The sequence below is a fragment of the Lysinibacillus sp. NPDC056185 genome (assembly GCF_047737915.1).
Taxonomy (GTDB): domain Bacteria; phylum Bacillota; class Bacilli; order Bacillales_A; family Planococcaceae; genus Lysinibacillus.
Map to the genome: position 1 here is coordinate 17,954 of NZ_JBLLLQ010000047.1, position 9,561 is coordinate 27,514.

Sequence of the window (9,561 nt, forward strand, 5' to 3'; positions counted from 1 at the left end):
ATTTCACTTTAAGATACATAAAAATAAGCAAAATATATCATAGTAAGAAAAACGAGGTGATACAAATGCATACAGTTTGGAAAGGCAGTATCTCATTTGGTCTAGTCAATATACCAGTAAAACTTCATGCCGCAACAGAAAATAAAGACATTAAATTGCGCCAGCTCCATAAAGAATGTCATACACCTATTAGCTATAAAAAAGTTTGTGAAGGCTGTAACCAAGAAGTAAAAGATGAGGACATTGTGAAGGCTTATGAATACGCAAAAAATAAGTTTGTCGTATTAGATCCAGAAGAATTAGAGAACTTGCGGAAGGAAAATGAAGATAAGGCCGTTGAAATCATTGATTTTGTAAAATTAACTGAAATCGATCCTATTTATTTTGAACGTACTTATTTTTTATCCCCTGATTCGACTGGCGGAAAGGCTTATGCCCTATTACGTCAAACATTAGAACAATCCGGAAAAATAGGTGTGGCAAAAATTATTATCCGTTCAAAAGAACAATTAGCAATTGTCCGTGTTTATCAAAATGCATTAGTAATGGAAACGATTCATTACCCCGATGAAGTAAGGAGTGTTGCTGATGTTCCAAGTATTCCAAGTGAACAAAACATTGTTCCAAAAGAGCTAGAAACCGCACTCATGCTAGTTGATCAATTAACAACAGAATTTAATCCAGAAAAATATACTGATGACTATCGCAATGCTTTAATGGAGCTTATAGAGGAGAAAAAAGCTACAAATACAATCTCGACTAGCGATAAACGTCCAGTACCTGATAACGTTACGGACTTAATGACAGCACTTCAAGCTTCCTTAGAAAAAACGAAGAAGCCAACAACAAGAAAACGGGCAACGAAAACGAAGAAAAATGCTTAAAAAGTACATGTAAGAAGCGTATCCATTATTTTTTGGATATGCTTTTTTTAAGAATCTCCCTTTTATTTGTTAATACCAATAGCTTGTCACAATACATTCCATATTTGTGATAAAAATTAGGTTTGCCTATCTCCTCAAAATGACGATTCCATTTAAACATTTTTATAAAAATTGATAAGGTCGGTTTGTAATTGGACTTTTCCAAACCGATTTTTTGTAACGTAAATCTCTTTATTATTCGATAGATTCTGATTAAATAATTCGTATCTAAGAAAATAATTAAATCGGCATTCAAAAAGCTTTGCGCTACCCAGTCCTCATTATGAACGCCCTCAATAATCCACGCTTCCGTAAGAATAATATTATTCAAATAATCAACTTTTTGTTGCTCGGTTCTTCTAATATCACCAGAATTTTGTCTTTTCCAAACAACATTATCTAATTCATAATAAGGAATATTTAATGTCGTAGATAGCTCTTTCGCTAAAGTAGTTTTTCCACTCCCAACAGAGCCAATGATATGTATTTTGCGCGGAAATTTCTTGTTCAAATTAACCCACCTTTCCTTTATAGCTTGTTAATTTTGTGGCTCATCACCATAACGTGGGGTTAATTTCCGTTCCGGCTGGGCGCTTTCCTAGGGGCGTCCGATGAGCAGCCTGGGCCAGCAGATGTTTTTTGTCCGAAAGCGTAGTGCTAACATAGCGGCAGCAACGTGTTTTGTCTATGCGAAAGCGAAGCGACAACAAAAGGGTTTTATCTGCGCGAAAGCGAAGGCAGTGGCAACAACATGATGTTGGTTACGAAGTCGTTATCACTGTTGTTTTGCACTGAGCCTTCGTTCCCCTACTTGCCCTCATCTGTGACGCTAATCCCTATGGGGTCGCCCTACCTCTACCTCAATCAACCTATTACAGTAAATTGGCAATTGATTGGATAGATCCTAATGGAGATGTTATCAATCTTTCTTTAGGAAGTCGAGAAGACAATTCAAAATTGCTCAGTGCTATATAAAGAGCTCATTCTAAAAATTAATTTATTATTGTAGCTGCGATTATACATTTATTAGTTAAAATGTATATAATAGATGTAAAGATATCTTTACTTTCAGACGCAGGGGAAGGATGATTTTAATTTTAGAAGCTTGGAATCATTTTACTTTAGGAGTTAATAAAGATGGTTAAAAATAATATCAAATTATTTAGAACTGAAGCTGGATTAACACAAGAACAATTTGCTAAGAAACTAAGAATAACGAGACAAACAGTTATTGCTATAGAAAATCACCATTACAATCCTAGTTTAGAGTTGGCTCTTAAAATTTCCGAATTTTTCAATACGAATGTAGAGAGTATTTTCATTTTGGAGGAGGATGAGTCTAGTGCAAACTAACAGAAAAAACCGATAAGTATTTGGTTGAGCGTTGCGACTCTAGTTGTAATTAATTTGTTTGTTGCTCTATTTGAACACCCATACTCATACGGGAATATACCAATGAGTATAATCATGCTTTTTGGAGTTATCCGATATAATATGAAAATAAAACAAATGGACACAGAGAACGAGATAATTGAAGACGAACGCACAATTCAAAATAGGAATAGGTACAATCAAATTTTACTTTTCTGGTCGATCATCATTGTATTAGCTGTTCTAGCTATACTACTTCTAAATGGTATTAAATCTGTTTCAATAGAGCACATTATTTTAGCTTTTTGTATTATATTGCTCGGAGGTTTTACATTCAACAGTTACCTTTCAAAGAAAAAATAGGCGCTCAGAAAATGGGCACTTTTTTTAAAATTTGAATGGAGCACAAATTTTAGAAGCACAGAGATTACAAGTAGTTTTTTACATTTTTCTGATTTCCTACTTCAACTATCCTGCTTCGTTAGTTGGAGAGGAAAAAGTTGGAATCACTGTGAAATCCCAGCCTGAAGTAAAACCCCCTGTTAGTTTAGCAACTCGCTTTACGTATCCTAATTTTTTAATTGTTTGGTATTTATAAAAAATGCTGTTCCTATTATAAATATACCTAAACAAACGAACATAGCAATCCCTGAATATTCATCATCAAATATTGTTGTGTTAACCAAAATAACTAACATCATTAGTACAAAAGATACATATAAGCCTTTTATGTATTTCATAAGTTATACCTCCTTTTAAAACCTTAATAGCAGTCTTATTCTTTTACTATTCAAATTATTGGCGATATTTCATTTTTATTTTAACACTAATTTCCTTTATTTGATATTTAAATACAAAAGTGCCCACGCTTGTTCAACTAAACTGCACCGTTAGCCATCCATGTAGCGCCCAAAACCAGCGCGCACCACAGAAGATTAAAATGTACTCAGTACAGTTATAGAATACTACGGCTGGGAGAAGAAGGTCGATAAACTATCGTACCTGCGATGAACTTCGATTGAAATTGCTTTATCAGCTTCTAAAGGGACCTTTATCACTGCAAGAGATGAGTGTACAGTTTAATACTTCTAAAACAACACTGCATCACAACTTTCTATATTAAAAGCTTTTCTTCACATAATTAAACAATTTAAATATACGCAAATTACCAGTCAAAGTGATACGGAACGGGAATCAATACCACATTTATTATGAGAAACTAATTTGTGTGAATATTGGATTTATTATACAATATTTCTTAAATAAAGATAAAGGTGAAGGAGTTAGAGGTATGTATCAAAATGAGTTTAGTGGAAATTTAGAGAAATATAAAAACCCTATTGAATATGATGTACTTCATGAAAATTATAACGTGGATTTATATTTTATTGAAAATCATCTCAAGAAAAATAGCGGTACGATAATTGAATTAGCCTGCGGCACAGGTCGCTTAGCTATTCCGCTAGCCAAGCAAGGATTCAATGTTTATGCAGTAGATATCCATGAAGGGATGCTTCAATTGGCAATTGAAAAAGCGAAAAAGCACAATGTCCATGTGCATTTTACAGTGCAAGACTGCACGCAGCTTCAATTATCGATCACATCAAATTTTATCTATATGACAGGTAATTCATTTCAACATTTTCTAAGTAACGAAAGTCAAAATGCTTTATTCCATTCCGTTAAAAAGCACTTAAATCCAGGAGGAGAATTCGTATTTGATACGAGAAACGCTCTTCTAAGCGAACTGTCTACCGTGGATGAATACGAAGAAAGTTCAGTCAACAGTAAAGGTGAAAAACTAACTATTCAGCATCGTGACGAATATGACCCTATCACACAAATCTTAACTTGCCGTTCTAAAAATAAACTAGAACACTCTATTTCCGAAGATTCAATTCGACTTCGCTATACATATCCAATGGAAATGAAGAGGCTATTAGAACAAAATGGGTTTGAAATGTTGCACATATATGGTTCGTGGAACAAAAGTGACTTTACAAAAAATAGTCCATCTATGATTGTACACGCACGGTTACAAAAATAAAATCACAAAACACAAACGTTTGTTCCGCATTCTGTTATAATTAAGAAAAAATTAGGAGCTAAATAGATGATAAACATTCGTGAACGTATGGAGCATTACCGTATAACAGGTTTGAGCATGGTAGCTTTCGTAAAGGGCAAAATTAGTAAGGAGGATCATTTTGGTGTTCTAGAAGCAGGTACCTATCAAAAAATTAATGAGCATACCGTTTTTAATGCTTGCTCGATCAGTAAGTTTCTAACAAGCATTTTAGTGATGAAATTCGTGGAACAAGGGATTGTAGATTTAGATGAAGATGTTAATGAAAAACTAGTTTCATGGAAGGTTCCTGACAATCAATTGACAAAGCATAAACAAGTTACATTACGCAACTTATTATGTCATCAATCTGGTATTGTGGACCCTGAGGGCAGTTTTATGGAACTAGAATCTTTCAACGAAATACCGTCTATGGTAGAAATATTGAATGGTACAACTCTTTATTGCCCTACTACCATTGAAGTGACTTATGAACCTGAAAGTGAATTTCACTATTCTGATGCAGGCTTTTGTCTTGTGCAATTATTACTAGAAGATATAACGCAAAAACCTTTTTCTCATCTCATGGACAATTTTATATTTAAGCCACTGCGTATGACGAACAGTACATTTCCTACCTCTCTTTCAACATCAAATTTAGATAATTTCGCATGTGGCCATGATCAAAATGGAGCTTTAATTCCAGGGAAATATTCTATTTATCCTTATCTTGCTGCTTGTGGTATATGGACTACCCCTAGCGATTTGACAAAATTATTACTAGATATTATGAATGCTGTCAAAGGGCAAAGTAAAATTGGTATTACTACAAAACAAGCAAAAGAACTGTTCCGTTCACAAGGAGGTAAGGAATGGACGGGCCTTGGCGTATTTCTAGATGGCACGGACGAGAAGCTCGAATTTTCCTCTCTTGGCTGGGGTGTTGGGTTTCAATGTATGCTAGTAGCCTATCCTTACCTCGAAAAAGGGATAGTTATGATGACTAATACTGATACAGGTATGCATCAAATGAAGGGAATCATGGGTGAAATCTATCATGCACTTTACTAATAGCAGAAAAAGAGGCTGGAACATCAAGCCTCTTTCATCACCTTATAATGCATTTGCACCATTTGCCCATAGCGTTGGGTATTTATTAACTTTAAATCTTGATATGGATTATGATCCTTAAACAATGGAATTCCTGAACCTAAAAGATGCGGAGTAACTGTAACAATTAATTCATCTATTAACTGCGCTTTCATAAAGGCATCGAGAATTGCCGCTCCACCAACCATCCAAATTTTCGCCCCTTCCTGTTCCCTTAATTTTTTCGTAAACGCTACTACATCTTCATTCACAAACTCAACATGTTCGTTTTCACCACTTTGTGATGTTGTGAATACATAACATTTCTTATCGAGATATGGGAAAGAATCAATATGGTCTACAACGTAATCATACGTTCTCTTTCCCATAATAATAGTATCGATTGATTGATACATGTCGGAATAACCAGCATCCCCTTCCCCCTCTGTTTCTTCTAGCCATTGTAAATCATCATTCTCTTTCGCAATAAATCCATCCAAACTAGTCGCAATATATAAAATGATTTCTCGTGACATAACGTCATCTCCTTTTCTCTTTTGTAAAACTCATGAACAATATTTATAATATACATAAAACATGACAACTACTGTCATGATTAAAAGAAAAGGTGAGAAAATGTCAAAAGCAAAACGTTTATTAGATATCCTTCTGTTTGTTAGTGCAAAAAAGAAATTTACTGCTCAGGAAGTTGCTGATGAATTCAATATTTCGATTCGCACAGTTCATCGATATATTTTAGATTTAAGTGATATGGGCTTGCCTATTTACGCTGAGCAAGGACGAAACGGTGGCTATTCTGTCCTGACGAGCCGACTTCTTCCCCCTATTTTATTTACAGAAGATGAGGCGGTTTCGATTTTCTTTGCATTCCAATCACTGCATTATTACCGCGATTTACCTTTTAATACGGAAATTAAATCCGTTTCTCATAAGCTATATAGCTCGCTTCAGGAGGAGGCAAAGCAGAAAGTGGATAAACTTCAATCCTATATCGCGTTTTGGAATCCTAAACGAGCGATTGAAACACCTTTATTGAAAGCTGTTTTAGAGGTAGCTATTGAAAACAAAAATCTACATATTCAATATGAATCCAAATCAGGTACAACAACGAAACATATTCATCCTATTGGTGTTTATGCACATGATGGGTTGTGGTATATGCCTGCCTTTGATTTCACAAAACAAAAAATATTATTGTTTCGTGTAGATCGTATTCTTTCCATCGTAGGAAGCGAAGTAAACAATGAAGAATTATTAAATTTGGCGGAGTGGTTTGGCAACACATATGAGATTAAACAACCCATTCGTTTACATGTACTATTATCAAGGGAAGGTGTACGACAATGCAGAAGTGAACCTAGCCTTGAAGACTTAGTCGTCATAAAAGAAGATGGCACAGGTTATATTGATTCCATTATAGACAAAGGTGAACTAAATTTTACTAGCCCCCTCTTCTATCGGCTTGGTATGCATGCTCAAATTGTAGAACCGAATGAATTAATCAATATTTTACGACAGCAGGCAAAAGATATTTTATCTATGTATCCAGAAAATGAATAATGTTATATGACGATTTTGTAAGATTGGCGTAACATTCATCGTTACTACTTTATAGACAATTTTCTTATACTTTGTAAGTGAGGAGGAGATAACATGCAACCAATTGAATTAAACAAACGAATTGATACACTAGATTATTTAAGAGGATTTGCTTTATTAGGAATTATTTTAGTAAATATTCCGGCATTATTATGGATAAATACACCGGACACATCTATAGATATTGCATACAATAGATTTTTAATATTATTTGTGGAAGGTAAGTTTTTCTCGATTTTTTCATTTTTATTCGGTGTAGGCTTTTATATTTTTATTTCCCGTGCAATGGCTAAAAATAATAACGCCTATCTTTTATTTATTAGAAGAATGATTATTTTATTGTTAATCGGGCTTGTACATTTTTATTTCCAACCTGGAGAAGCATTAACCGTCTATGCAATTTTCGGGCTAATTGCTTTACCATTTTACAAAGTTCGTAAAGAAATAAACGTAACTATAGGACTTATACTATTAGCGGTAACTGCTTATTATGGCATCAAAATTGCTATGCCGTTTCCACTTATTTTACTAGGATTAGCTGCTGGGCAGTATCAAATTTTCGAAAAGATCCATGACAATCGTAAAAACATATTTATCTTTACAGTGATAATGTTCTTTATTAGCATAGTGGGCTTGCTGTATCAATGGCATTATGTCCCAGAGGCAATGGCGAACGTTAACAATATGACAAAAGATGAATTTACAGAACATGTGACAAACATTGAAAAATTTTCATTAATCGGGCTTCAATTTAGCCCATTTGTATCTGCATTTTATGTAGGTTTATTAATGTTATTACTCAAACATCATTTATGCCAGGCCTTGCTTTCACCATTAAAAGACTATGGACGAATGGCATTAACAAATTATTTAGGGCAAACAGCGCTAATCTTACTAATTGGCAATGCCTTTGACCTTATTGGCAATATTCGTTTTATCCAATCTCTTTGGATTTGCATCGGTATTTACATTTTCCAATTACTGTTTAGCAAGATTTGGCTGCAATTCTTTAAATTTGGACCATTAGAATGGTTGTGGCGCATGGGTACTTATTGGACTATACCTTCATTGCTTAAAGCTTCTACTAATTCTAAGGAACGCTCCTAACCCAAAAAACTTAAAAATGACAAATACCTAACAAAAAGCTTTTTTCCTTCATAAAATAGTAGTGTACTCAATTCGCTTCCAGCTTGCTCATACCTTGAGCAAGAAACACACCCCCATCATTAAATCTTTAATTTTTGGTCACTTTCCGCTTAGGAAAAGTGACCATTTTTTTCTTATCATATACCCTAAAATTTGCTTTATAAAAAAACCGACAAGATCATTTAAGATTTTGTCGGTTACTCAGCTTATTTAGCAGCCCAAATATCTATTTCCAATTTAATATCAGGGAGTCCTAAAGCAGTAATATAAGCTATCGTCATAGAAGGATAAGGATTTCCAAACATCGTTTCCCACTCTTGATAGAAATCATCCCAATCTATTTCTTCAGTTGCCCAAATATTGGCTTTCACCACATTGTCTGCGTTAAGTCCCTCTGCCTGCAATATTAATTGAATATTTTTTAATGTATTCTTAACCTGCTCTGTTAGTGATGATGGCAATTCACCTTTTACCCCAACTCCAATTTGTCCAGATAATGCGTATATTGTTGCATCCTTAGGAATTATTGTAAGATGGCTGTAATTGCCAACAGGGCTAGGTACTTGGATTGGATTTTTACGTGTTATTTCATTTTTCATGGTTAATCTCCTCTAGGTTTTTATTTATTTTTCTAAAAAAGGGCAGACTCGTCCCTATAAACTTAATTTTAGAAAAAAACAGCAGTTGAGAACCCAATACCCATACTTAAAAAACGTAATGATCTTTTTTTCATTTGGATTCTCCCCTTTCACCTAAAGTTATTTTCATATTACCATGCATTTCATAAAATAATCAAATCTTTACATTTTTATTTCTTTTTCCTTTATGGTTAATATCTTCACTAATCTCAATAAACAATAAATCACACCTGACACTATAACACTATAAAATAACACAGTGATTGAGGTTGGACCCCATACTTTAATAAACTCCCAATTGGATTCCTCTGGTAATAGTTTCGGGAACATAATGATAAGTGCAAAAATTATTGCAACACTTAAAGAATGAAAGATTAATAAAAAAGTTCTTTTTATATTTAAAGATACTCTAATTCGTTGTTTTTTAACAATTTCCCTTAAGGTTGTAAGCAATAGAATACTTAAAAACATCCCCAAGCCTACAACAATAACACATATAAGTGAAATAATTTTATCCAAATTCTGATAGATGTCAGAATGAATAGTATTTACCGTTTTTCCTTCCCATAAATCTATCACACCTTGCCCTATCGCAGTTGTATAGCTCGAGTTCATATTGGATAATACGGCTACTCCTAATTGTTCATCGGGCTGCATGATGAAATAAGAAGAGAATGTTGGATTTTCACCAGCATGGGATATATATTGT

At 34.1% G+C, this 9,561-nt stretch carries 10 protein-coding genes and 1 pseudogene; 6 read left to right on the forward strand and 5 right to left on the reverse strand.

The features are described from left to right. Nucleotides 1-65: 65 nt before the first annotated feature. Nucleotides 66-884, forward strand: coding sequence for a Ku protein (locus ACMZ42_RS25205; RefSeq protein WP_370080163.1), 819 nt, complete (start codon nucleotides 66-68; stop codon nucleotides 882-884). Nucleotides 885-909: 25 nt separating this feature from the next. On the opposite strand, the gene ACMZ42_RS25210 is transcribed toward ACMZ42_RS25205, so the two are convergent. After that, nucleotides 910-1,434: a DNA topology modulation protein FlaR gene (locus tag ACMZ42_RS25210; RefSeq protein ID WP_415733172.1), complete on the reverse strand. Its 525-nt coding sequence runs from the start codon at nucleotides 1,432-1,434 to the stop codon at nucleotides 910-912. Nucleotides 1,435-2,060: 626 nt separating this feature from the next. Here ACMZ42_RS25210 and ACMZ42_RS25215 point away from each other — a divergent pair. Continuing rightward, nucleotides 2,061-2,276 carry a helix-turn-helix transcriptional regulator gene (locus tag ACMZ42_RS25215; protein ID WP_370080167.1) on the forward strand — a complete coding sequence of 72 codons (216 nt, stop codon included), beginning with the start codon at nucleotides 2,061-2,063 and terminating at the stop codon, nucleotides 2,274-2,276. Nucleotides 2,277-2,863: 587 nt separating this feature from the next. Here ACMZ42_RS25215 and ACMZ42_RS25220 read toward each other — a convergent pair. After that, entirely contained in the window at nucleotides 2,864-3,034 is a 171-nt protein-coding gene (locus ACMZ42_RS25220; RefSeq protein WP_370080169.1) for a hypothetical protein, read from the reverse strand. Nucleotides 3,035-3,585: 551 nt separating this feature from the next. Here ACMZ42_RS25220 and ACMZ42_RS25225 point away from each other — a divergent pair. Continuing rightward, nucleotides 3,586-4,341: a class I SAM-dependent methyltransferase gene (locus tag ACMZ42_RS25225; protein WP_370080173.1), complete on the forward strand. Its 756-nt coding sequence runs from the start codon at nucleotides 3,586-3,588 to the stop codon at nucleotides 4,339-4,341. Between the two features lie 66 nt (nucleotides 4,342-4,407). After that, a complete protein-coding gene (locus tag ACMZ42_RS25230) occupies nucleotides 4,408-5,430 on the forward strand; it encodes a serine hydrolase domain-containing protein (protein ID WP_415733173.1) in 1,023 nt (340 codons plus the stop codon). A 23-nt stretch (nucleotides 5,431-5,453) separates the two neighbouring features. On the opposite strand, the gene ACMZ42_RS25235 is transcribed toward ACMZ42_RS25230, so the two are convergent. After that, complete coding sequence (locus tag ACMZ42_RS25235; RefSeq protein ID WP_415733174.1) at nucleotides 5,454-5,984, reverse strand: dihydrofolate reductase family protein; 531 nt, start codon at nucleotides 5,982-5,984, stop codon at nucleotides 5,454-5,456. Between the two features lie 100 nt (nucleotides 5,985-6,084). Between ACMZ42_RS25235 and ACMZ42_RS25240 the strand changes: the two genes are divergently transcribed. Both ACMZ42_RS25240 and ACMZ42_RS25245 read left to right on the forward strand, forming a co-directional pair. Continuing rightward, complete coding sequence (locus tag ACMZ42_RS25240; protein ID WP_415733175.1) at nucleotides 6,085-7,029, forward strand: helix-turn-helix transcriptional regulator; 945 nt, start codon at nucleotides 6,085-6,087, stop codon at nucleotides 7,027-7,029. A gap of 93 nt (nucleotides 7,030-7,122) precedes the next feature. Then, nucleotides 7,123-8,175, forward strand: a complete 1,053-nt coding sequence (locus tag ACMZ42_RS25245; protein ID WP_402872720.1) for a DUF418 domain-containing protein — start codon at nucleotides 7,123-7,125, stop codon at nucleotides 8,173-8,175. Between the two features lie 245 nt (nucleotides 8,176-8,420). On the opposite strand, the gene ACMZ42_RS25250 is transcribed toward ACMZ42_RS25245, so the two are convergent. After that, the gene (locus tag ACMZ42_RS25250; RefSeq protein ID WP_402872723.1) at nucleotides 8,421-8,813 is read right to left on the reverse strand and encodes a RidA family protein; all 393 of its coding nucleotides are present in this window, start codon (nucleotides 8,811-8,813) and stop codon (nucleotides 8,421-8,423) included. Nucleotides 8,814-9,014: 201 nt separating this feature from the next. Further along, nucleotides 9,015-9,561 (reverse strand): annotated as a pseudogene (locus ACMZ42_RS25255) (serine hydrolase); the annotation flags it as partial.